Below are 23,242 nucleotides of genomic sequence, written 5' to 3'. Positions count from 1 at the left end.
AGGTCAGAATTGCAATTCAGGGTGATCCGCAAACAGCGCCAGCGCCTGCGGGTTCGCCAGGCCGGAAAGGTTGCGGACAGGGTGTTTGTTCACCACATCACGCACCGCCAGCTCGGCGGTCTTGCCGGATTTGGTGCGCGGGATGTCAGAGACAGCGATGATTTTCACGGGCACATGGCGCGGCGAGGCATTCTTGCGGATTTCCGTTTTGACACGGGTGGTTAGCGCATCATCCAGCTCCGCGCCCCCGGCAGTCTGCACAAACAGAACCACCCGCACGTCATTGTCAAAGGACTGGCCGACAACCACCGCGTCGGCGACCTCATTGATCTTGTCGAGCTGCCGGTAAATCTCCGCCGTGCCGATCCGTACGCCGCCGGGGTTCAGGGTCGCATCCGAACGGCCCAGCACCACAAAACCGCCGTGCCCGGTGCGGATGGTGAAATCGCCCTGCCGCCAGATATCCGGATAAGTCTCATAGTAACTGGCGCGATAGCGCGCATTGCAGGGATCGTTGAGAAACCGCGTCGGCATCGACGGATGCGCGTTGCGGCAGACCAGCTCGCCCGCCACGCCCTCAACCACTTCGCCCTGATCGTTCAGGGTCGCCGCATCCAGCCCCAGCATCGGCGCCTGGATCTCACCCTGATGCACCGGCAGCACCGGGCAGCCGCCAATGAAGCAGCCCAGAATGTCGGTGCCGCCGCAGATCGAGGCCAGCTGCACATCCGCTTTCCAGTCGGCATAGACATGGGCAAAGCCTTCGGGCGAGAGCGGCGAGCCGGTGGACAGAACCACCCGCAACGCGGCCAGATCGTGGCTGTCCGCAGGCCGGTTCCGGCGTTTCAGAGAGGCGTCTATGTATTTGGCGGAAATACCAAAATGGGTGACTTTCTCGGCCTCCACGACGTCAAACAGCCGCTTGATGCCGGGATGCGCCGGGTTGCCGTCGAACAGCACGATTGAAGCCTCCGAAGCCAACGCCGCCACCTGCCAGTTCCACATCATCCAGTTGCAGGTGGTGTAATAGAACATCCGGTCGCCGGGGCGCAGGTCGCAATGCAGCTGCTGTTCCACCAGCATCCGCAAGAGGGTGCCGCCGCCCGAATGCTCGATGCACTTAGGCTTGCCGGTGGTGCCGGAGGAGAACATCACATAAAGCGGATCGCGAAAGCCCATCACACGGCAGTCCAGCGCCGGGGCGTCCGGTTGCTTGAAGGCCTCATAGGCCATCATCCCCTCGGGCAAATCCTCGGCCCCGCCTGCATAGGACCAGACCACGATCTGCTCTATCGAGGGCACCCGGGACGCAACCTCGGTAATCGCATCGCGGGTCTCGAAGGTCTTGCCATTGTAGAAGTAACCGTCGGCGGCAAACATCAGCTTGGGCGCGATCTGGCCAAGCCGGTCCACCACCACATCCGGCCCGCTTTCCGGCGCGCAGGAGGACCAGACCGCCCCCAAAGACGCCGTGGCCAGCATCGCCGCCACACTCTGCGGCATGTTCGGCACGTAACCCGCAACATGGTCGCCTGCGGTGATTCCGGCGGCGCGCAATGCAGCGGCGAGCTGTTCAACCTCGCGCTTCAGCCCGGCGCGGGTCCAGGCCATGCGGCGGCCGTCTTCGCCTATGAAGACAATCGCCTCGCGGCCGTCGGCGTTCTTCAGGAAGGTGTCCGCGATGTTCAGCCGCGCCTCGGGGAAGAACCGCACCTGCATCGGATCGGCATCGGGCAGCAGCGGCACCGCGCCCTTGTCCCCTTCCAGCCCGCAGAAATCCCAGGCCAGCGGCCAGAATTCCTGTGGCCGGGCAACCGACCAGGCGTGCAGATCCGCGAACGTATCCAGCGCCCGGCCTGCGGTTTTCGCCGCCTGCGTCGTGAAATCACACATCAGAGGTTTGCGGCGCGCCGAAAGATCCGGCTGCCAAAGAAGCGGAGCGGTTGTCATGGCATCATTCGTGGTTAGAGAGCGGTCGTCAGGTCATCGGCGGATCGTCAAGAAGCTTGACTTTCCGCGTCAATAGCGCAGGAAATGACGCGGCGTTTATACAGTTTCGGTCAGATAGAATACAGATGCCGCCAAATGTGCCGCCGATCTTTGAATTTCTGCTGTTCGACGGGTTTTCGAACATGGTGCTGGCCAGCGCTATGGAACCCCTGCGCGATGTGCGGATGAACGCTGGTCAGGAAACAGCGGGCTGGCGGGTCACCACTCTGGACGGGGCGCCGGTACGCAGCTCCAGCGGGCTGCAAATCACGCCCGACGGCGGTTTTGACGAACGCCAGGGCAACCGCACCCTGGTGCTGGTTGCGGGTTACCGCGTGCGCGGGCAGCTCAGCCCGGCGCTGCTGGCAAAACTCAGAACCGCCGCCCGGCAGGCAAAGCTGGTTCTGGCGCTGGACACCGCCGCCTGGCTGCTGGCGGAAGCGGGGGTCCTGGAGGGCCATGCAGCGACAATCCACTGGCAGGAGCTGGACGCCTTTGCCGAGGCCTTTCCCAAGGTCGAAGTCTCCACCGCTCGGTTTGTGCGTTCCGGCCCGTTCTTCACCTGCGGCGGTGCCAGCACCGCGCTGGATTTGATGCTGAGCCTCATTCAGGATCTTTATGGATCCGCCGCAGCCTTCGGCGCCTCGACCATGTTTGTCTATGACCCCTCACGCCAGTCGGAACTGAACCGCGGCGCCGCGCGGCTGGAGCAGAAGGGCTCGCCCAAGGTGCTGAAAGCTGCAAACCTGATGGCAGAGACGATCGAAGCGCCTTTGAATACCGCTGAGCTGGCAAAGCGTGTATCGCTGTCCGAACGCACCCTGGCCCGCGCCTTTCAGCGCGAATTGGGCATGACACCGGGCAAATACTACAAGATGCTGCGGTTGCAGCACGCCCGTTACCTCTCCGAGGAAACCCATCTGAGCCTGGAGCAAATCGCGCTGCGCTGCGGGTTTTCCTCGGCGTCTTCATTGGGGCGGTCGTACAGCGGGCTTTATGGCCGGACCCTCCGCGAGGCGCGGGTTCAGGAACGGCCTTGGGCGGCATCCGGCGATAACGGCAGGGAACGCTAGGACACAGCAGCCGGCACCGGTTTTTCATCCCGCGGCGGCACCCCGAATTTGCGGGCATATTCCCGGCTGAACTGGGTCGGGCTTTCATAACCCACGTCATAAGCCGCCGCCGCAACCGAGGTGCCGCCGCTGATCAGCAGGCGGCGGGCCTCCATCAGGCGCAGCTCCTTTTGGTACTGCAACGGCGTGGTAGAGGTCAGGGTCTTGAAATGCTCATGAAAGCTGGACTGGCTCATCCCCGCCGCGGCGGCCAGATCCGCCACCGGCAGGGGCGCCTTGTACCGGTCCCGGAGCATCGCAATTGCCTTGGAAATCCGGCTGGCCGGACTTTCATGCAGCAGCAATTGCCGCAGCATGCCGCCATGCTGGGCGCGCAGCAGGCGGAAATGGATCTCCCGCAGCACCAAGGGCGCCAGCGCCTGCACCTCAACCGGGTTCTGCGACAGGCGGAACAACCGCCCGACCGCATCAATCAGCGCTGCATCGCTGTCTGCCACGCTCATCGAATGCGCCGCCTTTTCCTGCCCGTCTGCCACGCCTATTTCATCATAGAGGCTGCGCGCCGTGGCCAGATCCAGCCGCAGCGCCAGCGCGACATAGGGCTGGTCCGGCGTGGCATCGGTCACCCCGGCACTGACCGGCAGCGCATGGCTGACAATCAGCGACATGCCCGCGCCGTACCGGACCCTGCGGTCCTCCAGCTGTGCCTCCTTGGCGCCTTGCAGGACCAGGCACATGATCGGCTCATAGATGATCGCTTCAAACCGGGTCGGGTTCTCGCGGCAGATGGCATACAACCCGTCCACCCCGGTTCCGCAGCCGGTCTCAAGCCCGCCTTGTTCGCGCACATAAGTCGCGATGTCATTAATCAGATCCTGCGGCACCATGGGCGTGTCTCCTGTCGGGGTTGAATATAGGCGGCCTTCCGAAGGAAAGAACCGCAAATCCCGGCACGGCGGAGGATCAGGCAGATTTTCCGGAGAATCGGGCACGGCGATCCGCCCCTCTAGGCCTACCTTGCGGGTACTAAGAACAGAACTGCCTGTCGTTGCCCGGTCCGCACCGGGCGGATTTTTCCAGCCAAGGGGAGGCCCCGCAGCTATGACAACAACATTGAAACTCAACGGCCGGACGCATCAGGTCGAGGCCGAGCCGGGAACCCCGCTGCTGTGGGTGATCCGGGATGAACTGAAGCTGACCGGCACCAAATTCGGCTGCGGCGTTGCGTCTTGCGGCGCTTGCACCGTGCATCTGGACGGCGAGCCGGTGCGCGCGTGCCAGACCTATGTCGAGGACGTGGAAGGCGCTGAAATCACCACCATCGAAGGGCTGGAATCGAAGGTCTCGCAAGCAGTGCAGGCCGCCTGGGTCGAGCTGGATGTGGTGCAATGCGGTTATTGCCAGTCGGGCCAGATCATGTCCGCCGTGGGTTTGCTGAGCGAAAACCCTAATCCAACCGTGGAAGAGATCGACGATTACATGAACGGCAATGCCTGCCGCTGCGCCACCTACCAGCGCATCCGTGCCGCGATCCTGCGCGCATCCGACATGATGGAGGCCTGATATGACCCTCAATACCTCCCGCCGCGGTTTTTTGAAAAGTGCCGCCGCCGCCGCCGCGGTTCTCTATGTGGGTGCCCGCGCCGATGGCGTGCTGGCAGCCGGTTCCGCGCCGGCCCAGCTGAACCCGTTCGTGAAAATCGACGCTGACGGCACCGTCACCGCCATCGTCAAGCATTTCGAGAAGGGCCAGGGACCGGCCACCGGCCTGACCACCCTGATCGCCGAAGAGCTAGGCGTGTCGATCGAAGACATCCAGTATGAGTTCGCGCCTTCCGACCCGTCGCGCTACAACAACCTGATGTTCGGGCCGTTCCAGGGCACCGGCGGCTCTACCGCGATGGCGAATTCCTTTATGCAGTACCGCAAGGCCGGGGCAGCAGCACGGGAGATGCTGATCTCTGCGGCAGCCAAGGACTGGGGCGCCGACCCCGCCGGGCTGACCATCGAAGACGGTATCATCAAGGGTGCAGGCCATAAGGCACCGCTGGCGGAATTTGTTGCCGCCGCCGCGCAGATGGAGGCCCCTGCGGAGCCGCGTCTGAAAGACCCCGGCGAATTCCGCCTGATCGGCAATGCATCGGTGAAGCGTAAGGATTCCCTGCCCAAAACCAACGGCACCGCAAAATATGCGATGGACCTGCATCTGCCGGGACAGATGGTTGTGGTGATTGCCCGCAGCCCGCGCATGGGCGGACTGGCAACCGGTTTTGACGATAGCGATGCCAAAGCGGTCAAGGGCTACATCCGTGCCGCCATTCTGCCCAACAAGGCGGGTGTCGCGGTCTATGCCGAAGACACATGGGGCGCGTTTCAGGCCCGCGAAGCGATCAGCGTGGAGTGGGATTTCTCCGCCGCCGAAAGCCGCAGCTCGGACCAGATCCGCGAGCAGCTGCTGGCCGCAGTGAACGCGGCGCCGCAGTATAATGCCAACGGTGCTGACCAATCCGCCACCGCTGCGCTGATCGACGGGGCTGAGAAAGTGGTGGATCACACTTTCTATTTCCCGCTGCTGGCGCATGCGCCGATGGAGCCGCTCACCTGCACCATCGAGGCTGACGCGGACGGCGGCGTCACCCTGCACGACGGCGCCCAGATGCCGACCGGCCCGCATATGGCAATGGCGGAGATCTTTCAGTTGCCGATGGAAAAGATCCGCATCAACACGATGTTTGCAGGCGGCTCCTTTGGCCGCCGTGCCACGCCGACGGCGGATTACCAGGTGGAGGCGGCGCTGGCCTTTGTCCTGACTGACCGAACCCGCCCGGTGAAACTGGTCTGGTCGCGCGAGGATGACATCACCGGCGGCTACTACCGCCCGGCAGTGGCGCATCGGGTGCGCGTGGGGCTGGACGGCGATGGCAATATAGCCGGCTGGGACCACCGGGTTGCGGCCCAGTCGATCATGAAGGGCACCCCGTTCGAGGCCTTCACGGTGCATGACGGCGTCGACCACAGCTCAGTCGAAGGCGTGGCGGACAGCCCCTACCTGATCCCCGGCCAGTTTGTCGGTCTCACTGACACGGCCAAGGCTACAACGGTGCTGTGGTGGCGCTCGGTCGGGCACACCCACACCGCCTATGTGATGGAAACCATGATGGACGCAGCCGCCCGCGCCGCGGGCCGTGATCCGGTGGCGTTCCGGCTGGCGCTGCTGGAGGGCGGCGGCGCTGATCAGCAGCGTCTGGCAGGGGTTTTGAAACTGGCTGCGGACAAGGGCAGCTGGGGCAGCGCGCCCGAGGGCCGCAGCCAAGGTATCGCCGTCCACAAAAGCTTTGGCAGCTATGTGGCCGAGGTGGTGGAAATCTCGGGCAATGCGGGTGACGGGGTGCAGATTGAAAAAGTCACTTGTGCGGTGGATTGCGGTATCGCGGTCAACCCGGATGTGATCGTCGCGCAGATGGAGGGCGGCATCGGTTATGGCCTGGGCCATGCGATGCGTAATGAGATCACCCTGACAGACGGTGCGGTGGATCAGTCCAACTTCCCCGATTACGAGCCGCTGCGGATCGGTGACATTGCCGCCATCGAGGTGCACATCCTGCCCTCCGCCGAAGCCCCCACCGGGGTGGGCGAACCCGGCACGCCGCCCTCGGCGCCGGCACTGGCCAATGCCATTGCAGCCCATGGCCCGCGGGTGACGGAACTGCCGATGAACCTGAACGGCGTCAGTTTCACCTGACCTTTTTCCCCGCACCGGGACTGATGCCTGGTGCGGGGTTTGCAGCGCTGTTCAAATCAGCCCCATGGCGATGGCCGAGTGCGGCGTGATACCCAGGTCAGCAAAACCTGCCATGGCCTCACCGGCGGTATTGTCCTGCCGCATCAAGGCGACCTGCGCCTGGGTCAGCGGCGGATTGCGCATCACCCAAAGCACAGCCGCCGCAATCCGCCACAGCGCAAAAGGCACCGGCAGCAGCACCCGGCGGCGCCCGGAACGCGCCGTCAGGCGCTGCAGGATGCCGCGGTAGGTAAGGATATCCGGCCCGCCCAGCTCAAACACTTTTCTGCGCGCGTGCGGAGCGTCGAGCAACCGGCAGACGGCTTCCGCCACATCCCCCGCCCAGACCGGCTGCAAACGCGTGCGCCCGGTGCCGAACAGCGGGATCACCGGCAGGCGGTCAACGATTTTTTGCAGATCGCCGAAAAAGGCGCCGCTGCGGCTGAACATCACGCCGGGCCGCAAAACAATGGCGCCGGGGCAGATACTGCGGACGGCCGCCTCACCTTCGGCGCGGCTCCGCACATAGGCTGATGGGGAATGCAGGCTGGCACCGATTCCGGAAATGTGGATCAGCCGCTGGCCGTCGTTCCGGCGCACGATCCGGGCAATTCTTTGGGCGCCCTCGACGTGAATGTCCTGGAAACTCTGGCCGCGGCTCTCGGCGTAGCAGCCGATGCAGTTGACCACGGCCCCAAAGCCCGACAGAGCCTGTGCCAATCCGTCCGGGTCTGCCAGTTCCGTTTTGACCAGCCGGATGCCGTTGCTGGCGAAGCCGCTCTGCGCCGCTGCCGCCTCCGGGAACCGTGTGCCGGTGCTGACTTGGCAGCCGTGTTCCTGCAGCCGGCGCACCACCCGCTGGCCGAGAAACCCGGTGCCGCCAAGCACAATCACAATCCGGGCACTGGTCATCATGGGGAAACGCTCCTCATCAAGCCGGGCACTGAAGGCCGGCCCCCGCAGGGTCCCGCCACGCGCAGCGCCCGCCCGGGGCACGAGACGCACCGGGCGGGAACAACCCATAGCCTTCCACCACATAGCGCGGCGGCCCCTGCGGGCCACTGGCGGACCGCCCGGCAGCCCCGCGCCGAGGGTTGGCAGGAAGATCCGCTGCGCCTCGATCTCCCCGTCCAAGGTTTCAACCCGGAAACCGCCCTGCCAGATGAATGGCGGGTCGGCTGAGGGCATGGCTTGTTCTGTAAAACGCCCCGGGAAAGGTCAGCGCATTACAAAGGGATCAGGGATCGGCTCGTCGCTGGTGCGCAGCCAGACGGCCTTGACCTTGGTGTAATCCAGCGCCGCCTGCAGCCCGCCCTCGCGCCCGTGGCCGGACAGGCCGTGGCCGCCAAAGGGCGCAATCGGGCTGACCGCGCGGTAGGTGTTGACCCAGACGATGCCCGCCCGGATGCCCCGGATCATCCGGTGTGCGCGGGTCAGGTTCCGGGTGAACACCCCAGACGCCAGCCCAAAGGCGGTGCTGTTGGCAATCTCCAGTGCCTCAGCCTCAGTCTCGAAGCTGACGACCGACAGGACCGGGCCAAAGAACTCGCTCGACAGGCAGGGCGCCTCCGGCGTGTCCGAACAATCCAGAATAGTGGGCGGGAAGTAGAAACCCTCCCCCTCCGGCACGGTGCCGCCGGTAATCAGTTTGGCACCGGCCGCAACCGAGGCCCCGATCAGCCGCAGTGCATGGTCGCGCTGTTTCCGGGTGCATAAGGGGCCGACCTCGGTGGCCATATCCTGCGGCGCGCCGATCACCACCGCCTCGGCCTTTTCTTTCAGCCGGGCCAGAAAGGCATCCTTGATCCCCTTTTGGATCACCAGCCGCGAGCCTGCGACACAGCTTTGCCCGGTGGCGGCGAAGATGCCCGAGACCTGCGCATTCACCGCGCTTTCCAGATCGGCGTCATCAAACACGATAAAGGGCGACTTGCCGCCCAGCTCAAGCGAGGTGGACGCGAGGTTTTCTGCCGAGTTGCGCACGATATGGCGCGCCGTTTCCGGCCCGCCGGTGAACGCCACATGGGCCACTTTTGCGTGGCTGGTCAGCGCAGCACCAGCCTCTGGCCCGCCGGTTATGACGTTGAAAACACCCGGCGGGAAACCCGCCTGATCAAAGATCCGGGCGAATTCCAGCATCGGCGCCGGGCCTTCCTCGGACGCTTTCAGCACCACCGTGCAGCCCGCCGCCAGCGCCGGGCCGATTTTCACCGCCGACAGAAACAGCTGCGAATTCCACGGCACGATGGCGGCCACCACGCCCACCGGCTCGCGCCGCAGCCAGACTTCCATGTCGGGCTTGTCGATCGGCAAATGCGCGCCCTCGATCTTATCCGCCAGCCCGGCGTAATAGCGGTAGTATTCCGCCACATAGGCGATCTGCGCCGAGGTCTCGCGGATGATCTTGCCAGTGTCGCGGGTTTCCAGTTCTGCAAGGCGCGGCGCGTTTTCTGCCACCAGATCAGCCAGCCGCAGCAAAAGCTTGCCGCGCTGGGTGGCAATCATCCCGGCCCATTCAGCGGAGAAAAACGCAGCCTCCGCCGCCCGGACAGCCCGGTCCACATCCGCGACGGAAGCGCTTGGCATCTGCGCCCAAGGGCCGCCGGTAGCGGGATCCAAGCTTTCAAAGGTGCTGCCTGCGTCCTCAAACGCGCCGCCGATATACTGCTGGAAGGTCTGCATTCTCTGGCTCCTTACTGAAAGGCGGGCATGACTTGCGCGATGAACCGCTCAAGCGAGGCTTTCTTGCGCGCGAAACTCATGCTGCTATCGATCCAGAACGAATATTCATCATAGCCCAAGGCCTCGTATTTCTTCAGCCGCCCGATCACCGCATCCGGTTCACCGATCACCAGATCGCGCTCCATCGCCTCGGGCGAGTAGAACGGATGGGCGGCGATGTCCGCGTCGCTGAGCGGGTCGATCAGACCCTGTGAGACGTCGCGCTTGTTCATGAACCAGGCGCCGAAGTAATTGTAGAACCGGTTCAGCTCCTCCGCCCCGCGCTTCACATCCGCAGCACTTTCGGCCACATAAGTGTGCTGCAGCAGCATGATCCTGGGCCGCGGCACCTCCGGGTGTTTGGCGCAAGCGGCATTGAACTTGCCCATCAGCTCTTCGATCTCGCCGTCGCCCTGCCACAGCGGCGTCACCTGCACATTGCAACCGTTTGCCACGGCGAATTCATGGCTGTTGGGATCGCGCGCCGCGACCCAGATCGGCGGGCCGTTTTCCTGCACCGGCTTGGGCGACGAGGTGGTCTTGGGGAAGGAATGAAACTCCCCCTCCTGCGCATAATCGCCCTGCCACAGACCCTGCACCGCCGGGATCAGCTCGCGCATCCGCTGACCTGCTTCCCAGGCGTCCATGCCGGGCAGCATCCGTTCGTACTCATAGGAATAGGCACCCCGCGCAATGCCCAGATCCAGGCGGCCATCGGTGATGATATCGGTCATCGCCGCCTCGCCCGCCAGCCGGATCGGATGCCAGAACGGCGCAATCACCGTGCCGGTGCCCAAACGCACGTTCCTGGTCTGGCGCGCCACATCCACCAGGTTCAGAAACGGGTTCGGCGCGATGGTGAAATTCATCCCGTGATGCTCACCCGTCCAGACCGCATGCATGCCGCCGTCATCGGCGATTTTGCACAGCTGGATGAACTCGTCATAAAGCTGTTTCTGGTCCTGATCGTCCGAAATCCGCTCCATATGCGCAAAAAGCGAAAACTTCATGAGCCGCTGCCCCCTGTCCCCACCGCGCGGACCTGGCCGCGGGTCTGGTTTCCATAATACACCCCGAAATTGCCCATCCGGCTTTCACTGGCGAACCGTTCCAGCATGACGCAAACCGCCGCATCGGCGATGTCCATCAGCGTGGATTGGGTCAGCGGTGTGAAAACCCCTTTGGCCGGCGTGCCCCCGGCGGATTGGCACAGAAACGAGATGTGCTGATGTTCGCGCGTGTCGTCCTCGAAAACTGAATAAATAAACCCCGGCTCTGCCGCGACGCCGGTCTCTGCGATCAGCCTGGCCAGCGCGGCTGAGGCGCCTTCCTTGCCGACGCGGGTTTCCGGCAGGGTCAGCTTGCCCTGATCACTGCCCAGCAGCAGCACCTTGCCTTCATGCTCGATCAGGGCCGAGACGATCAGCTTGGCGCCCTGTGCCAGCGCCTCGGCCTCAGCTGCTGCGGTCACATAAGCGCCCCGGGCATAGCCCAGACCGGGTGCGGGCGAGGTTTCAAACGCCTCCACCCTGCCGATCAGGATCAGGTGGTCGCCCGCCTGGACCCGGTTGTGCATCGAACAGTCAAACCAGGCCGAGACACCGTCAAACACCGGGCTGCCTTCCGGCCCCTTGCGCCAATTGACAGCGGCAAAGCGGTCCTCAACGGGGCGGGCAAAGGTGTTGGAGACGTCTTTCTGGTCCTCCGCCAGCACGTTTATGGCAAAGCCGTCCGCCTGTTCAAACGCGGCGTAGTTGCTGGAGGAATTGGCAAGGCACACCAGAACCAAAGGCGGATCCAAAGAGACCGAGGTAAAGGAGTTGGCGGTGAAGCCAATCGGATTGCCGTCCGGATCCTGCGCCGTCACAACGGTGACGCCGGTCATGAAGGTGCCAAAGGCATTGCGCAATGCGCGCGGGTCGATGTCGCTCATGACGTCGCTCCTTCCGTGTTCAGCCAGACCCGCAGGGCGGCGTTGACCGCGGCGGGGGCAGTCAGGTTGACCATATGCCGGTGGCCCTCAATGACAAGCGCGCGGCCCTGCGGCGCGGCATCGGCCATCATCTGCGCCATTCCGGGCGTCGAGTTCGGGTCGCCATCACCGGTCAGCGCCAAGAGCGGGCAAGTGATACCGGCGAACCCGTCGGCATAGGTGCTGTCACCACGGGCAAAGGCGGTATAGGCGGCAGCGTAGCCTTGAGGGTTCACGCCCGACAGCCATTCAGCCACCTGCGCCCGCGCAGCCTGATCCGCCGCAGTATCGCCGAACCAGCGGATCAGCGGCGTTTCCAGATCAAAACTGCCGGCGCGGATTTCGGCGGCGCGGGCCTCAACCGCAGCCCGTGCCTCCGGCGAACGCCGGAACACCCCGTTCAGCAGTGCCACGCGGGCGGTGCGTTCAGGATGGCAGACCGCATAGCCGCCTGCAATCAGCGCCCCCATGGAATGGCCGGCCAGCGACACAGGCCCCAGGTCCATTGCCTGCAGGACCGCGTGCAGCCAGGCCACATAATCCGGCAGTTCCGCGCCGTCTGGCAGCGGCGCGCTGCCGCCATGGCCGGGCATGTCCAGCGCGATCACCTGATGGGTTTCAGCCAGCGCCGCGATCTGCGGCGCCCAGGCCGCCGATTGCATGCCGACCCCGTGGATCAGCACAACCGGCGCCCCATTGCCTATCTCCGGCCCTTGCCGCTGGCACGTGACAGCCCCGTAAGGCTCAGACAGATGCAGGATTGTCGAGGTCATGCCCCAGTTCCTTCAGGTCCTGATAACGGTCGCCAATACGGTGATGCGGACGGCCGCCGATGGAGGCACCCAGTGCGATCACGATCTCATCCGGGCCGGGCGCATCGGCCACCGACAGCTGGATGGTCAGGTAATGGCTGCGCCGCCCGCCGTCGTTCTTGTCCATCAGCGGGATCTGCAACGCGGCATTTGCAGGCCCGCGGGTGTTGGTGAAAGCGAGATAGGATTTCGCCCCCACCGCCTCGCGGAAGTGGTTGCCGAAGCGCAGCGTGTGAATGAGCGCAGAGGCATGCTCCACCTCGCCATTCACCCCGACGATGGCGGATTTGCCGTAGCCCTCCACCCGGTCGCCGCCGCCTGCGGCCTCAAGGATCATCGCGGTCAGCTTCTCGCCCAGACCCGGCGCGCAATCATGGATCGCCGGGCGCAGGTCCTCGGTAAAGCCCTGCCCCGCCCAGGGGTTTTTGATTACCGCCACCGCGGCAATCATCTTCAGCGGCACCTCTGCGGCCTTGCCGCCCTCGATCAGGGTCTCTTCGACATGCAGCAGCGTCTTGCGGATTTCAGCGGGCATGGGCGTGTCTTTCGTCAGTGATTCCAGTTGACGTAATATGGTATACCATAAGACAGTATGTCAATGCAGACTTGTTCCGCCCTGGCGGTGCTGGTATCGGAGGACCCATGAACCACCCAGCAGACCGCCCAACAAACCCACCCGTGATGCGCAAAATTGACCAGCCGCCGCAGACCCTGCGCGACATCGTGCAGGAGCGGATGCGCGAGGCGATCATTGCAGGCCAGTTCGCCCCCGGCGAGCGGCTGGTGGAACGCCCCCTGTGTGATCAGCTGGGCGTCAGCCGCACCGTGGTGCGCGAAACCATCCGCTATCTGGAGGCTGAGGGGCTGGTCGAAATCCTGCCCGGCAAGGGTCCGATTGTGGCACAGCTCAGCTGGGAAGACGCGCGGCAGATCTATGACATCCGCCAGATGCTGGAAACCGCCGCCGCCACCGCCTGCGCCCGGAACATGACACCAGAGCTGGCAGAGCAGCTTCAAGCCGCGCAACACGCCTTGCAGGACGCTGTGGCGGCGGGCGTGCCCGGCCCCATGCTGCGCGCCACGACAGAATTCTACCGGATCATATTCGAAGGCGCCGGCCACAGCGTCGCCTGGGAAATCGCCCAGCGTCTGAACGGCCGCATCAGCCGGCTGCGGGCGGTGACCCTGTCGACCGAAGACCGCCTGAAACCGGGGCCTGCCCATATGCAGGATATCTGCCAGGCCATTGTTTCAGCCAATGCAAAGGCCGCGCGGGCGGCCATCGAGCAGCATCTCGGCGACGCCAAGCGCACCGCGCAGCGGTTGCTGCTGGAGGAAAAGCCGCTGGGTTAAGCGCCTCTGCCAGCGGCCAGCGCCGAGAACGCCAGAAACGCCTCGCAAATCCCCCGCGCCGCTGCCTGCAGCAAGCGGGCGCCGTCCTGCGGATTGGCCAGGGCGGAATGCGAGCCGACACGCCCGTCCGGAAACTCTGCCCTGTGTTCCTGCGGCGGGCCGTGCTTGTCGCCGGCATGGGCCTTGATGAACGCCGGGCTCAGCTTCTGCGGCGGTTTCGCCGCCTCGCCTGCGGGCAGTTCACCAAGCAGAGCCTGGGTGATGGCGACCTCGGACGGGGTCGCATGCATCCCCTCCCAAACGCCATACAGATCCTTGCGCATTTCGTTGACCTCCTGCGGCTCCCACCAGCTGCGGATGGCGACGCGCTCCGGATCCAGCGCCTGTGCCGCGCGCTGCAATGGCGCCAAATTCGCACCGTGGCCATTGACGATAAACACTCCCGAAAACCCCTGCGCCAGCAGCCCGCGAAAGACGGCGGCGGCATGAGCCTGAAACAGATCCTCCGGCATTGAGACAGTGCCGGGAAACGCAGTGTTGAAGGGCGCCGGCGTATAGGCCAGCGCGGGCGCGACGATAGCATCGCACAGATCAGCCGCCCGCAGTGCCACCGCCTCGGCGCAGATGGTGTCGGTGCCGATCATGCCCATCGGCCCGTGTTGCTCGGTCGACCCCACCGGCACCATCACCGCCGCGCCCGCCTTCAGGCGGGCTTCAACCTCTAGCCAGGTCATATGGGCAAGCTGCATCGTCTTCTCCTGTCAATTCGCCACGCGCAGCTTTTCCTTTGCACGCAGGCGGCATAGTCTGTGCCAATGGAAGATTCATCGCCCGCTGAGATTGAAAAACCCGCGCTGGACCAGCTGGTCGGCGCCGCGGTCAAGACCCACCGGATGCTGGCCGGGCTGACGCTGGCCGGACTGTCAGAGCGCGCGGGCGTGTCCACTGCGATGATCTCCAAGATCGAGCGCGGCCAGGTCTCGGCCTCGCTCACGACGCTTGAGGCACTGGCCAACGCGATCGGTGCGCCGCTGATCAATTTCTTTGCCGGCACGGTGGAGCATTCGGACGTGTCCTTTGTTGCGGCTGGTGAAGGTATGACGGTGCAGCGGCTGGGCAGCGGTTTTGGCCATACCTACAAGATGATCGGCCGGGCCGAGGCCAGCCATGTGAGTTTCGAGAGCTTTGCCGTCACCCTGGAACAGCCGCTGAAGCCGCGCCCGCTGTACCGTCACCGCGGACTTGAGTTCATGCATATCACCAGCGGCGAGATGGTGTTTCAATGCGGCGAGGCCTCGTACCATATGAAGCCCGGCGACAGCATCAGCTTTGATTCCAGCAACGCCCACGGCCCGGTAGAGCTGAAGACGGACAGGGTGAGCTTCATCACTATGGTCACCAAGGCCCAATCCAGCGAAGCCTGACCGGAACGCAGCCGCCGGAACGGCTGCGCGATGGGCCTCTACAGCCCCCACTTTGCCTGGGTGGCTTCAAAGAAACCGGTGGCCTTCTTCACTTTCACCCAGTTGTTCATGTAGTTGATCCAGACCTGATCATCCTGCGGCAGCAGCATTGCAATCGGCGTGGGCGCACGCGGGCCGGTGTCCGGCACCCGGGTCACCGGGAATTTCTCTTCCAGGGTGGAGCCTTCGATGTTGGAGGTGATGAACACGTCGGCGCGGCCCGCCAGCACTTCCTGAAACCCGCGCGCTGGCGCCTCAACCACTTTGATATCGGCCTCGGGGAACCATTCGCGCGCCAGTTTCTCGAACGTGGTGCCCAGCGTGGTGGCCACCTTTACTCCCGGCTGGTTGATCGACGCGTAGCCGGAAAAATTCCCGGCCTTTTCCTTAAGTGTGAACGGAAAAATCTCCACCGCGATATAGCTGTCGGAAAAACCCGCAACCTTCATCCGCGGCGCCGAGATCGAGGCGGAACCGGTCAGATGATACTTGCCCGCCACCACGCCATTCACCAGGGTTTTCCAGTCGGCCGGCACAAATTCCACCTCGACGCCCAGATCCTTGGCCAGTTCGGCCATGATGTCGATGTCATACCCTTTGTAGCTGTTGGTCGCCGGATCGCGCAGCGTCATCGGGTTCCAGTCGCCCGTCGTGCCGACCTTCAGCACACCGCTGTCCAGGATTTCGTGCAGCGCCGATTGCGCCTGCGCGGACCCCGCCAGCACCACTGTCACTGCTGCGGCGGCCACCGCCTTTAGAATATGTTTCATCGGTATCTCCCCGTTGGTGCGTTTTTGGCTGCCTCGGAAAAGTAGCAGATTTGATGCTTGATTTAACGGCAACTGGGTCGTTAACCTCAAGAAAAATTTTTCTTGGGAAGAAAAATATGCCAGGGAACCCGCAACCAGACCCCGCATTTGCCATCGAACTTGCCGGTGTCAACAAATGGTATGGCACGTTTCATGTGCTGAAGGACATCAGCCTGACGGTGCGTGCCGGTGAAAAGGTTGTGATCTGCGGGCCGTCCGGGTCCGGCAAATCCACCGTGGTGCGCTGCATCAACCGGCTGGAGGAGCATCAGAAGGGCATCATCCGGGTCGACGGGACCGAGCTGACAAACGATCCGCAATCCGTGGTCGCGATCCGGTCCGAGGTCGGCATGGTGTTCCAGCAGTTCAACCTGTTCCCGCATCTGACGGTGCTGGAGAACCTGACGCTGGGCCCGGTCAAAGCCCGCGGCCTGTCCAGGGCCGAGGCCGAAGCCAAGGCAATGCATTATCTGGAGCGGGTGCATATCCCGGACCAGGCCCGCAAGCGCCCCGGCCAGCTGTCCGGCGGCCAGCAGCAGCGGGTGGCGATTGCGCGCTCGCTTTGCATGGAACCCAAGGTGTTGCTGTTTGACGAGCCGACCTCGGCGCTGGACCCGGAGATGATCTCAGAAGTCTTGGACGTAATGGCGGAACTGGCGGTGGACGGCATGACCATGGTGGTGGTCACCCATGAGATGGGATTTGCCCGCAAGGTGGCCGACCAGATGGTGTTCATGGATGCAGGCGAAATTGTCGAACAGGGCCCGCCCCAAGAGTTCTTCGGCTCCCCCCGCTCGCCGCGCTGCCAGAAATTCCTGTCGCAGATCCTGCAGCACTGACCGGAAGGATCAAGCATGAAAAAGACCCTGATCCTTTTGCTGCCGCTGCTGGCGCTTGCGGGCTGCTCCAGCTCTTCAACCTGGGGCTGGTATGTGATCAACCCGATGACCGCCAGCGGCTGGGTGAACGTGAAATTCCTGATCGCCGGCATGGGCGACACCATCCTGATCTCGGTGATTGCCGCCGCAATCTCCATCGGCCTTGGCCTGATCATCGCCCTGCCCGGCCTCGCCAAAAGCCGCGGCTGGCGGATGGTGAACCGTGTCTATGTGGAGCTTGTCCGCTCGATCCCCCTCTTGCCGATGCTGTTCTGGGTGTTCTACGGCTTGCCGATCATCTTCCGCGAAATGGGGATGAACGTGCCGATTGATCCGTTCTGGGGCGCCATCATCACTTTGGCGCTGTCCGACAGTGCCTTTACCGCCGAGATTTACCGCGCCGGTATCCAATCGATTGCCAAGGGCCAGACAGAGGCGGCCCAGACCATCGGCCTCAACTACCTGCAAACGATGCGCTATGTGATCCTGCCGCAGGCAATCCGCCGCATCCTTCCGCCCTTGGCAAACCAGTTCATCTACATCGTCAAGATGAGCGCCTTTGCCTCCGTCATCGGCATGCAGGAACTGACACGGCGCGCAAATGAGCTGGTGGTCAGCGAATACCGCCCGCTGGAAATCTACACCCTGCTGATCCTGGAATACCTGGTGCTGGTGCTGATCATCAGCGCCGGGGTGCGCTGGCTGGAACGCCGCATGGGATCGGACGAAAGAGGCTGAGGAGACAAGATATGGACTGGAAAACCTTCATGGCCGGGACCGAGGCCGAGATCAGCACCTTCTCGAAAGAAGTCCCCGACACCGTGCGCGGTTTCGCCACCATGGGCCAGGCCGCCAAAAAGGACGGCGCGCTGAGTGAAAAGACCAAGGAGTTCATCGCCCTTGGCATCGCCATCGCCACCCGCTGCGACAGCTGCATCGGCTTTCATGTCCGCTCGCTGGTGCGGCTGGGCGCCACGCGGCAGGAACTCTGCGAGGCGCTGGCAATGGCCACCTATATGGGCGGCGGACCTTCCTATGCCTACAGCGCCAAGGCGCTGAAGGCTTTTGATGAGTTTTCGGAGTAAGGGGCAGTCATGAGACCAGATCTGATCGGCGGCGAGGGCTATCTTCGCAATTGCTGGTATGTGGCAGGGCGCAGCGAGGATTTCGGGCGCGAACTGACCGCGCTCACCATGCTGGAAGAACAGATCGTGATCTACCGCGACACGCAAGGCAAGGCCATCGCGCTGGAGGACGCCTGCCCGCACCGCAAGCTGCCGCTGTCGCGCGGCACCATCGAGGGCGACCATGTGGTCTGCGGCTACCACGGGCTGACATTTGATTGCCGCGGCGAATGCGTGATTGCCCCCACCCAGCTCGACAACCCGCCGCGCCGCGCCGCGGTGCAGTCCTACCCGGCCGAGGACCGCTGGGGATTCCTGTGGCTGTGGATGGGCGATCCGGAGCAGGCCGACCGGGGCAAGATCATCCACATCCCGAACTTCGACGATCCGGCGTGGGGCAAGACGCAAAAGGGCGCGATGGAGATGGCCTGTCATTACCTCTACATCACCGACAACTTGCTGGACCCCAGCCATGTGGCCTGGGTGCATCTGACCTCCTTTGCCGGGGCCGGCACCGACAACCGCCCGCTGGATCTGGAGGAGACCGGGGACGGCGTCATCGTCTCCCGCTGGGTGCTGGATGAGGCGCCGCCACCCTATTACAAGGACATGCTGCCCTTTGGCCCGACCTGCGACCGCAAGCAGCATTACGAATGCCGCCTGCCCGCCACCGCAATCAACATGTCGGTCTACACTCCAAGGGGCGAAGGCGGCAAGGATGTGCCCCAGTCGCCGAATGCGTTTGTGAATATCTCCTACAACTTCATCACCCCGGTGGACGGCGGGCGTTCGCGCTATTTCTGGTTCCAGCACCGCAATATGCATGCGGGGGACGCGGCGATGTCGCAGCGCATGTTCGACGGCGCCATCATGGCCTTTACCGAAGACAAGGAAGTGCTGGAATACGTCCAGACCGGCATGGCGGAACGCAAGACCCCCTATATCAACCTTGGACTGGACGCAGGCGCGATGCGGTTCCGCACCCGCGTCGCCCGGCACATCAAATCCGAAGCCGGCTGAAAGCAAAGCCGTTTCCCCGCCGGATTTCAGCCGGCGAGCCGCCCGCCCGGTCCCTGCCCCACCGCTTTTGCAGGTGCATCAAACACCGCCTTGATGCAGGGGAATTGCGCCAAAACGTCCGACCCGCCCGGAACCAGATGCGGGTCGAACACGCCGTCTTTCCAGACCGCAGCGCCGTCCACCTCAATCGTCGGATCCAGCACGTTCAGCGAAATCTCTCCGGGTGCGTAATGCCCGCAGGTGTGGAAATGCATCAGCCGCGGGTTGCCAAAGGCCGCGCCGCTCCAGCGCTCGTAATTCTCGGCTGCCGCCATGCCATAGGCACAGCCCGGATGGATGCCGGCATGCCAGGAATGCATGGTCATCGGCTCCAGACCAAACTGCTTCCCCACGCGTGCGTAGTGCATCCGGGCGCAATGCTCGTCCATATCGTGGCCCTTGAACCTCTCCAGCACGCTGCCGCGGAAATGCACCGCCAGCGGTTCGCGCAGATCGCAGCCGTAGGGGGCATAGAATTTCGAGCCGGTCCCGACCAGAAAGCCATCCTGCATCACCACGCCCGAGAACCCCTGCGCCGGCACCGGTGCAAAGACCGACATCGGAAACCGTTTGACGGCCACATCCGCAGCGCCGGATTTGGGATAACCCGCGCCCGGCCCGCTGAAATCCGTGCCCAGCGGACAGGTCACCCGGATATGCCGGGCCGCCGCCATCAGCGCATTGACCGCGTCTTTCAGCGCCACAAACCCCTGATAGTTCGCGCGGCCAAAGCCGGAGGCCAGCATCCCCGCATCCAGTGCATAAGACATGATCGGGCGGATGCCCTGCATATCCGCATTGAACCGGATCTGATCGCCGCTGCGCGACAGGAACAGCACCCGGTCCGCGGCCTTCATCCGCTCTACCAGCGTTGGCGGCAACGCGGCACCCATCGGATCAAACGGCAGGATTTCGGCCTGCGCCTTGATCCCCAGCTCGCCGGCGCTGTCCAGCACCGCCCCGGCAATCGCCGCGTCGTAATAGCCGTTCGCGGGATCCTCCCGCAGGATCAGCAGATGGTCCCCGGCGCGCAAACCGCCGCAGGTCACCAGCAGATTTTCAGCGCCCCTGCGCAAATCCGCATCCTGCATCCCGCAATTCCCCCTCTTGATCCTCACGCGGATGTTACCCGTAGCCGCCCCCTCCGATCCAGGTAAATTTCACAACAGTAGAAATTTCTACTGTCATTCAGGGCGCCCCTTCCCCTATCCTGCCCCCGGAAACCGCGGAGAAAGCATATGAGCGCATGGATTGAGATGATCCCGGACGAAAAGGCCGCAGGCCGGCTCAAGGAGTTGCTGGACAAGGCGCGCACGCCGCATGGCACCGTCGACACGGTGATGCGGGTGCATTCACTGCGCCCCGAGACGATGAACGGCCATGTGACGCTCTACCGCTCGGTGCTGCATTCCAAGGACAACAAACTGCCGTTCTGGTTCCTGGAAGTGATCGCCAGCTACACCTCGATCCTGAACGACTGCAGCTATTCGCTGACCCATCATTTCATGAACGTGCGCAACTTGCTGAAGGACCAGCCGCGCAGTGACCGGATTTTCACAGCGCTTAAGGCGCACCGCCCCGAGGATGCGTTTCAGGGCAAAGACCTGGCCCTGCTGCGTTATGCCGGCAAGCTGACCACCGATGCGGGCAAGATGGTGAAATCGGATTTTGAGGTGCTCAAGATCGCGGGCTGCGACGATGGCGAGATCCTGGAGGTGAACCAGGTCTGCGCTTATTTCAACTACTCGAACCGCTTGCTGAACGGACTTGGCGCCACGACGGAAAACGATGTGATCGGCTATTACAAGGGTGACGAATAGCGTTCAGCCCCGCGCCGGTTCCAGATCGGCGCGGAATGGCGCGAGGCTGTTGGTAAAGGCGTCCAGAAAGTCCAGCGCCAGCAGCGACCGGCTGCCCGACACCGGCCGCAGGATCGACAGCCGGTGATGCAGCTCGGGCGCGAAGGGCACGATGGCAATGCCCTGGCCGCGAAACTGTTCGGCATCCAGGGCGCTGACCACGGACGCCCCCTGCCCCTGGCCGACCATGATGCACGCGGTGGAGAACTGGCGCACCTCGATCCAGCTGTTCAATTCCACCCCCGCTTCGGAAAAGGATTTGTGCAGCTTGCGGAAAAACGGGCTGTCGCGGCGGGTGTGGATGATCTTGCGGTGCTGCAGATCACGCGGCGTGATAACATCCTGTTCTGCCAGCGGATCATTCTGCGGCAGCACACAGACGGTACGGACGGGGATGTCGATGTTTTCCACCGCCGGATGGGCGGCAAACCCGTCGGTGATGCCGCAGTCATACTGCTCGCCGATGATCCATTCCAAAATCCGCTCGGGCCGGTCCGGTTCCAGCGTCAGCCGCACGCCGGGGCGGTGCTCCAGAAATCCGGCCAGCAGCTTGGGCAGCAGCGCCGTGGCAAAGCCCGGCAGACAGGCGATGCGCAGATGGCCGGCGGTGCGTTCGGTCAAGTCCCGGTTGAGTTCCTCCAGGTGGTTCAGACTGTCGAACACCCGGCCCACCTCGGACAGCAGATAGCGCGCCTCGGAGGTGGGAATCAGCAGCCCGTCCTTGCGGGTGAACAGATCCACCGCCACCGTTTTTGAAAAATCAGACAGCAGACGGCTGGCCGCCGGCTGGGAAATCCCGAGGCTCTCAGCGGCGCGGGTAACAGAGCCCGTACGGGCAACGGCCTGAAATGCCTCAAGCTGGCGGAGTTTGAATTTCAAGGGGTTAGCCGCTTTCAAAGGAAGATTGACGCGCCACCGCATAACATCATGTTATGTTTTTTGTCAAAAAACTTTTGCTTGAATTATCTTTCCCGCCAGACAAAAGCTATCGCCATAGCCAACCTTGGGAGAGAAGCTCATGCCGATCAAATCCATGCTCTGCGCCTCGGCCGTTCTGGCCGTTGCTGGCAGCACCGCATTTGCAGAAACCGAAATTCAGTGGTGGCACGCCATGGGCGGCACCAACGGCGAACGCGTCAACAAAATCGCCGAAGACTTCAACGCCACCCAGTCCGATTACAAGGTGGTGCCCGTCTACAAGGGCAACTACACCGAAACCATGACCGCGGCGATTGCGGCCTTCCGCGCCAAGGAACACCCGCAGATTGTGCAGGTCTTCGAGGTCGGCACCGCCACCATGATGGCCGCCAAAGGCGCCATCTACCCGGTTGAAAAACTGATGAACGACGCAGGCGAGCCGTTTGACGGCGACGCCTTCCTGCCTGCGGTGGTGTCCTACTATGAGACCCCCGAGGGCGAGCTGCTGTCGATGCCCTTCAACAGCTCCACCCCGGTGCTGTGGTACAACAAGGACGCGCTGGACGCAGCCGGCGCCGCAGTGCCCGCCACCTGGGACGAGGTCAAGACCGCCTCGCAGAAGCTAGTTGATAACGGCATGAAATGCGGTGTGTCTTTTGGCTGGCAGTCCTGGGTGATGATCGAGAACTTCTCGGCCTGGCACAACCTGCCTACCGGCACCAAGGAAAACGGCTTTGCCGGGTTCGATACCGAGCTGACGTTCAACAACGCGCAAGTGGCGGCGCGGCTGGATGATGTCGCCTCGATGGGCAAGGACGGGTTGTTTGTCTACGGCGGCCGCCGCGGCGACAGCCTGCCGATGTTCACCAACGGCGAATGCGGCATGTGGATGAACTCCTCGGCCTATTACGGCTCGATTTCCTCGCAGGCCAAGTTCGAATTCGGCCAGGCCATGCTGCCTCTGGACACCAACGTGGCAGACGCGCCGCAAAACTCGATCATCGGCGGCGCCACCCTGTGGGTGCTCGAGGGCCATGACGAGGCGGAATACAAAGGCACCGCCAAGTTCCTGACCTATCTGTCCTCGCCCGAGGTGCAGTCCTGGTGGCACCAGGAGACCGGCTATGTGCCGATCACCACCGCCGCCTATGAGCTGTCCAAGGAACAGGGGTTCTATGACAGCAACCCGGGCACCGACACCGCGATCAAACAGCTGAGCCTGAACACCCCCACCGCCAACAGCCGCGGCCTGCGCTATGGCAACTTCGTTCAGGTCCGCGACGTGATCAACGAAGAACTGGAAGCCCTGTGGGGCGGCGGGAAAACCGCACAGGACGCGCTGGATGCGGCGGTGTCGCGCGGCAACGACCTGCTGCGCCGGTTCGAGCGCACCGCCAACCCGTCCTAACCGATCCTGATGACCTGTCCCTG

The 23,242-nt window shown here is 63.4% G+C and carries 23 protein-coding genes; 11 read left to right on the top strand and 12 right to left on the bottom strand.

Features of this window, described 5'->3' with window-relative positions:
* Nucleotides 1-3: 3 nt before the first annotated feature.
* Nucleotides 4-1,950: an acetoacetate--CoA ligase gene (locus L1069_RS11415; RefSeq protein WP_275423069.1), complete on the bottom strand. Its 1,947-nt coding sequence runs from the start codon at nucleotides 1,948-1,950 to the stop codon at nucleotides 4-6.
* A gap of 125 nt (nucleotides 1,951-2,075) precedes the next feature.
* On the opposite strand from L1069_RS11415, the gene L1069_RS11410 reads away from it, so the two are divergent.
* Nucleotides 2,076-3,062 carry a GlxA family transcriptional regulator gene (locus tag L1069_RS11410; RefSeq protein ID WP_237455751.1) on the top strand — a complete coding sequence of 329 codons (987 nt, stop codon included), beginning with the start codon at nucleotides 2,076-2,078 and terminating at the stop codon, nucleotides 3,060-3,062.
* On the opposite strand, the gene L1069_RS11405 is transcribed toward L1069_RS11410, so the two are convergent.
* A complete protein-coding gene (locus L1069_RS11405; protein WP_237455750.1) occupies nucleotides 3,059-3,949 on the bottom strand; it encodes an AraC family transcriptional regulator in 891 nt (296 codons plus the stop codon). The genes L1069_RS11410 and L1069_RS11405 overlap by 4 nt on opposite strands.
* Before the next feature lie 214 nt (nucleotides 3,950-4,163).
* On the opposite strand from L1069_RS11405, the gene L1069_RS11400 reads away from it, so the two are divergent.
* Both L1069_RS11400 and L1069_RS11395 read left to right on the top strand, forming a co-directional pair.
* Entirely contained in the window at nucleotides 4,164-4,625 is a 462-nt protein-coding gene (locus L1069_RS11400) for a (2Fe-2S)-binding protein (protein WP_129372998.1), read from the top strand.
* A gap of 1 nt (nucleotide 4,626) precedes the next feature.
* Nucleotides 4,627-6,804, top strand: coding sequence for a molybdopterin cofactor-binding domain-containing protein (locus L1069_RS11395; RefSeq protein WP_237455749.1), 2,178 nt, complete (start codon nucleotides 4,627-4,629; stop codon nucleotides 6,802-6,804).
* A 51-nt stretch (nucleotides 6,805-6,855) separates the two neighbouring features.
* Here the strand turns inward: L1069_RS11395 and L1069_RS11390 are convergent, their stop codons facing one another.
* The 6 genes from L1069_RS11390 to L1069_RS11365 form a co-directional block, all read right to left on the bottom strand.
* Nucleotides 6,856-7,758 (bottom strand): complex I NDUFA9 subunit family protein, encoded by a 903-nt coding sequence (locus L1069_RS11390; protein WP_237455748.1) that lies wholly within the window; start codon nucleotides 7,756-7,758, stop codon nucleotides 6,856-6,858.
* Between the two features lie 303 nt (nucleotides 7,759-8,061).
* Nucleotides 8,062-9,525: an aldehyde dehydrogenase gene (locus L1069_RS11385; RefSeq protein ID WP_237455747.1), complete on the bottom strand. Its 1,464-nt coding sequence runs from the start codon at nucleotides 9,523-9,525 to the stop codon at nucleotides 8,062-8,064.
* An 11-nt stretch (nucleotides 9,526-9,536) separates the two neighbouring features.
* A complete protein-coding gene (locus L1069_RS11380) occupies nucleotides 9,537-10,574 on the bottom strand; it encodes an LLM class flavin-dependent oxidoreductase (protein WP_237455746.1) in 1,038 nt (345 codons plus the stop codon).
* Nucleotides 10,571-11,497 (bottom strand): flavin reductase, encoded by a 927-nt coding sequence (locus tag L1069_RS11375; protein WP_237455745.1) that lies wholly within the window; start codon nucleotides 11,495-11,497, stop codon nucleotides 10,571-10,573. The genes L1069_RS11380 and L1069_RS11375 overlap by 4 nt, the downstream gene beginning before the upstream one ends.
* Nucleotides 11,494-12,309 (bottom strand): alpha/beta hydrolase, encoded by an 816-nt coding sequence (locus L1069_RS11370; protein WP_237455744.1) that lies wholly within the window; start codon nucleotides 12,307-12,309, stop codon nucleotides 11,494-11,496. Before L1069_RS11370 ends, L1069_RS11375 begins: the two co-directional genes overlap by 4 nt.
* Entirely contained in the window at nucleotides 12,281-12,883 is a 603-nt protein-coding gene (locus tag L1069_RS11365) for an amino acid synthesis family protein (RefSeq protein WP_129373110.1), read from the bottom strand. The genes L1069_RS11370 and L1069_RS11365 overlap by 29 nt, the downstream gene beginning before the upstream one ends.
* Nucleotides 12,884-13,029: 146 nt before the next feature.
* Here L1069_RS11365 and L1069_RS11360 point away from each other — a divergent pair, with 146 nt between their 5' ends.
* The gene (locus L1069_RS11360; RefSeq protein WP_129373109.1) at nucleotides 13,030-13,701 is read left to right on the top strand and encodes a GntR family transcriptional regulator; all 672 of its coding nucleotides are present in this window, start codon (nucleotides 13,030-13,032) and stop codon (nucleotides 13,699-13,701) included.
* Here L1069_RS11360 and L1069_RS11355 read toward each other — a convergent pair.
* Nucleotides 13,698-14,450: a creatininase family protein gene (locus L1069_RS11355; protein WP_237455743.1), complete on the bottom strand. Its 753-nt coding sequence runs from the start codon at nucleotides 14,448-14,450 to the stop codon at nucleotides 13,698-13,700. The genes L1069_RS11360 and L1069_RS11355 overlap by 4 nt on opposite strands.
* 66 nt (nucleotides 14,451-14,516) lie before the next feature.
* Here L1069_RS11355 and L1069_RS11350 point away from each other — a divergent pair, with 66 nt between their 5' ends.
* Complete coding sequence (locus tag L1069_RS11350; RefSeq protein ID WP_129373107.1) at nucleotides 14,517-15,125, top strand: XRE family transcriptional regulator; 609 nt, start codon at nucleotides 14,517-14,519, stop codon at nucleotides 15,123-15,125.
* A gap of 38 nt (nucleotides 15,126-15,163) precedes the next feature.
* Here L1069_RS11350 and L1069_RS11345 read toward each other — a convergent pair whose 3' ends face one another.
* A complete protein-coding gene (locus L1069_RS11345; protein ID WP_129373106.1) occupies nucleotides 15,164-15,934 on the bottom strand; it encodes a transporter substrate-binding domain-containing protein in 771 nt (256 codons plus the stop codon).
* A gap of 116 nt (nucleotides 15,935-16,050) precedes the next feature.
* On the opposite strand from L1069_RS11345, the gene L1069_RS11340 reads away from it, so the two are divergent.
* From L1069_RS11340 to L1069_RS11325, 4 genes are read left to right on the top strand one after another with little or no spacing between them, the layout of a single operon-like run.
* Nucleotides 16,051-16,812 (top strand): amino acid ABC transporter ATP-binding protein, encoded by a 762-nt coding sequence (locus L1069_RS11340; RefSeq protein WP_237455742.1) that lies wholly within the window; start codon nucleotides 16,051-16,053, stop codon nucleotides 16,810-16,812.
* Between the two features lie 15 nt (nucleotides 16,813-16,827).
* Nucleotides 16,828-17,589 (top strand): amino acid ABC transporter permease, encoded by a 762-nt coding sequence (locus L1069_RS11335; protein ID WP_237455741.1) that lies wholly within the window; start codon nucleotides 16,828-16,830, stop codon nucleotides 17,587-17,589.
* A gap of 11 nt (nucleotides 17,590-17,600) precedes the next feature.
* Entirely contained in the window at nucleotides 17,601-17,936 is a 336-nt protein-coding gene (locus L1069_RS11330) for a carboxymuconolactone decarboxylase family protein (protein ID WP_237455740.1), read from the top strand.
* A 9-nt stretch (nucleotides 17,937-17,945) separates the two neighbouring features.
* Nucleotides 17,946-18,995, top strand: coding sequence for an aromatic ring-hydroxylating dioxygenase subunit alpha (locus L1069_RS11325; RefSeq protein WP_237455739.1), 1,050 nt, complete (start codon nucleotides 17,946-17,948; stop codon nucleotides 18,993-18,995).
* Between the two features lie 26 nt (nucleotides 18,996-19,021).
* Here L1069_RS11325 and L1069_RS11320 read toward each other — a convergent pair whose 3' ends face one another.
* Nucleotides 19,022-20,125, bottom strand: coding sequence for a hypothetical protein (locus L1069_RS11320; protein ID WP_237455738.1), 1,104 nt, complete (start codon nucleotides 20,123-20,125; stop codon nucleotides 19,022-19,024).
* A 147-nt stretch (nucleotides 20,126-20,272) separates the two neighbouring features.
* On the opposite strand from L1069_RS11320, the gene L1069_RS11315 reads away from it, so the two are divergent.
* Nucleotides 20,273-20,854, top strand: coding sequence for a peroxidase-related enzyme (locus L1069_RS11315; RefSeq protein WP_134831497.1), 582 nt, complete (start codon nucleotides 20,273-20,275; stop codon nucleotides 20,852-20,854).
* A 3-nt stretch (nucleotides 20,855-20,857) separates the two neighbouring features.
* On the opposite strand, the gene L1069_RS11310 is transcribed toward L1069_RS11315, so the two are convergent.
* The gene (locus L1069_RS11310; RefSeq protein WP_129373099.1) at nucleotides 20,858-21,772 is read right to left on the bottom strand and encodes a LysR substrate-binding domain-containing protein; all 915 of its coding nucleotides are present in this window, start codon (nucleotides 21,770-21,772) and stop codon (nucleotides 20,858-20,860) included.
* 139 nt (nucleotides 21,773-21,911) lie between these two features.
* Here L1069_RS11310 and ugpB point away from each other — a divergent pair, with 139 nt between their 5' ends.
* Nucleotides 21,912-23,219, top strand: a complete 1,308-nt coding sequence (gene ugpB / locus L1069_RS11305; protein ID WP_237455737.1) for a sn-glycerol-3-phosphate ABC transporter substrate-binding protein UgpB — start codon at nucleotides 21,912-21,914, stop codon at nucleotides 23,217-23,219.
* The last annotated feature ends 23 nt before the right edge of the window (nucleotides 23,220-23,242 follow it).

Origin of the sequence: Leisingera sp. MMG026 (genome assembly GCF_021654205.1) — a bacterium.
GTDB lineage: Bacteria > Pseudomonadota > Alphaproteobacteria > Rhodobacterales > Rhodobacteraceae > Leisingera.
This window is presented reverse-complemented; position numbering and strand designations above follow the sequence as displayed.

What these genes read in the sequence shown, in the direction of transcription:
- L1069_RS11415 (WP_275423069.1), bottom strand. Translation starts at nt 1,950, where the DNA reads ATGACAACCGCTCCGCTTCTTTGGCAGCCGGATCTTTCGGCGCGCCGC.
- L1069_RS11410 (WP_237455751.1), top strand. Translation starts at nt 2,076, where the DNA reads ATGCCGCCAAATGTGCCGCCGATCTTTGAATTTCTGCTGTTCGACGGG.
- L1069_RS11405 (WP_237455750.1), bottom strand. Translation starts at nt 3,949, where the DNA reads ATGGTGCCGCAGGATCTGATTAATGACATCGCGACTTATGTGCGCGAA.
- L1069_RS11400 (WP_129372998.1), top strand. Translation starts at nt 4,164, where the DNA reads ATGACAACAACATTGAAACTCAACGGCCGGACGCATCAGGTCGAGGCC.
- L1069_RS11395 (WP_237455749.1), top strand. Translation starts at nt 4,627, where the DNA reads ATGACCCTCAATACCTCCCGCCGCGGTTTTTTGAAAAGTGCCGCCGCC.
- L1069_RS11390 (WP_237455748.1), bottom strand. Translation starts at nt 7,758, where the DNA reads ATGATGACCAGTGCCCGGATTGTGATTGTGCTTGGCGGCACCGGGTTT.
- L1069_RS11385 (WP_237455747.1), bottom strand. Translation starts at nt 9,525, where the DNA reads ATGCAGACCTTCCAGCAGTATATCGGCGGCGCGTTTGAGGACGCAGGC.
- L1069_RS11380 (WP_237455746.1), bottom strand. Translation starts at nt 10,574, where the DNA reads ATGAAGTTTTCGCTTTTTGCGCATATGGAGCGGATTTCGGACGATCAG.
- L1069_RS11375 (WP_237455745.1), bottom strand. Translation starts at nt 11,497, where the DNA reads ATGAGCGACATCGACCCGCGCGCATTGCGCAATGCCTTTGGCACCTTC.
- L1069_RS11370 (WP_237455744.1), bottom strand. Translation starts at nt 12,309, where the DNA reads ATGACCTCGACAATCCTGCATCTGTCTGAGCCTTACGGGGCTGTCACG.
- L1069_RS11365 (WP_129373110.1), bottom strand. Translation starts at nt 12,883, where the DNA reads ATGCCCGCTGAAATCCGCAAGACGCTGCTGCATGTCGAAGAGACCCTG.
- L1069_RS11360 (WP_129373109.1), top strand. Translation starts at nt 13,030, where the DNA reads ATGCGCAAAATTGACCAGCCGCCGCAGACCCTGCGCGACATCGTGCAG.
- L1069_RS11355 (WP_237455743.1), bottom strand. Translation starts at nt 14,450, where the DNA reads ATGCAGCTTGCCCATATGACCTGGCTAGAGGTTGAAGCCCGCCTGAAG.
- L1069_RS11350 (WP_129373107.1), top strand. Translation starts at nt 14,517, where the DNA reads ATGGAAGATTCATCGCCCGCTGAGATTGAAAAACCCGCGCTGGACCAG.
- L1069_RS11345 (WP_129373106.1), bottom strand. Translation starts at nt 15,934, where the DNA reads ATGAAACATATTCTAAAGGCGGTGGCCGCCGCAGCAGTGACAGTGGTG.
- L1069_RS11340 (WP_237455742.1), top strand. Translation starts at nt 16,051, where the DNA reads ATGCCAGGGAACCCGCAACCAGACCCCGCATTTGCCATCGAACTTGCC.
- L1069_RS11335 (WP_237455741.1), top strand. Translation starts at nt 16,828, where the DNA reads ATGAAAAAGACCCTGATCCTTTTGCTGCCGCTGCTGGCGCTTGCGGGC.
- L1069_RS11330 (WP_237455740.1), top strand. Translation starts at nt 17,601, where the DNA reads ATGGACTGGAAAACCTTCATGGCCGGGACCGAGGCCGAGATCAGCACC.
- L1069_RS11325 (WP_237455739.1), top strand. Translation starts at nt 17,946, where the DNA reads ATGAGACCAGATCTGATCGGCGGCGAGGGCTATCTTCGCAATTGCTGG.
- L1069_RS11320 (WP_237455738.1), bottom strand. Translation starts at nt 20,125, where the DNA reads ATGCAGGATGCGGATTTGCGCAGGGGCGCTGAAAATCTGCTGGTGACC.
- L1069_RS11315 (WP_134831497.1), top strand. Translation starts at nt 20,273, where the DNA reads ATGAGCGCATGGATTGAGATGATCCCGGACGAAAAGGCCGCAGGCCGG.
- ugpB (WP_237455737.1), top strand. Translation starts at nt 21,912, where the DNA reads ATGCCGATCAAATCCATGCTCTGCGCCTCGGCCGTTCTGGCCGTTGCT.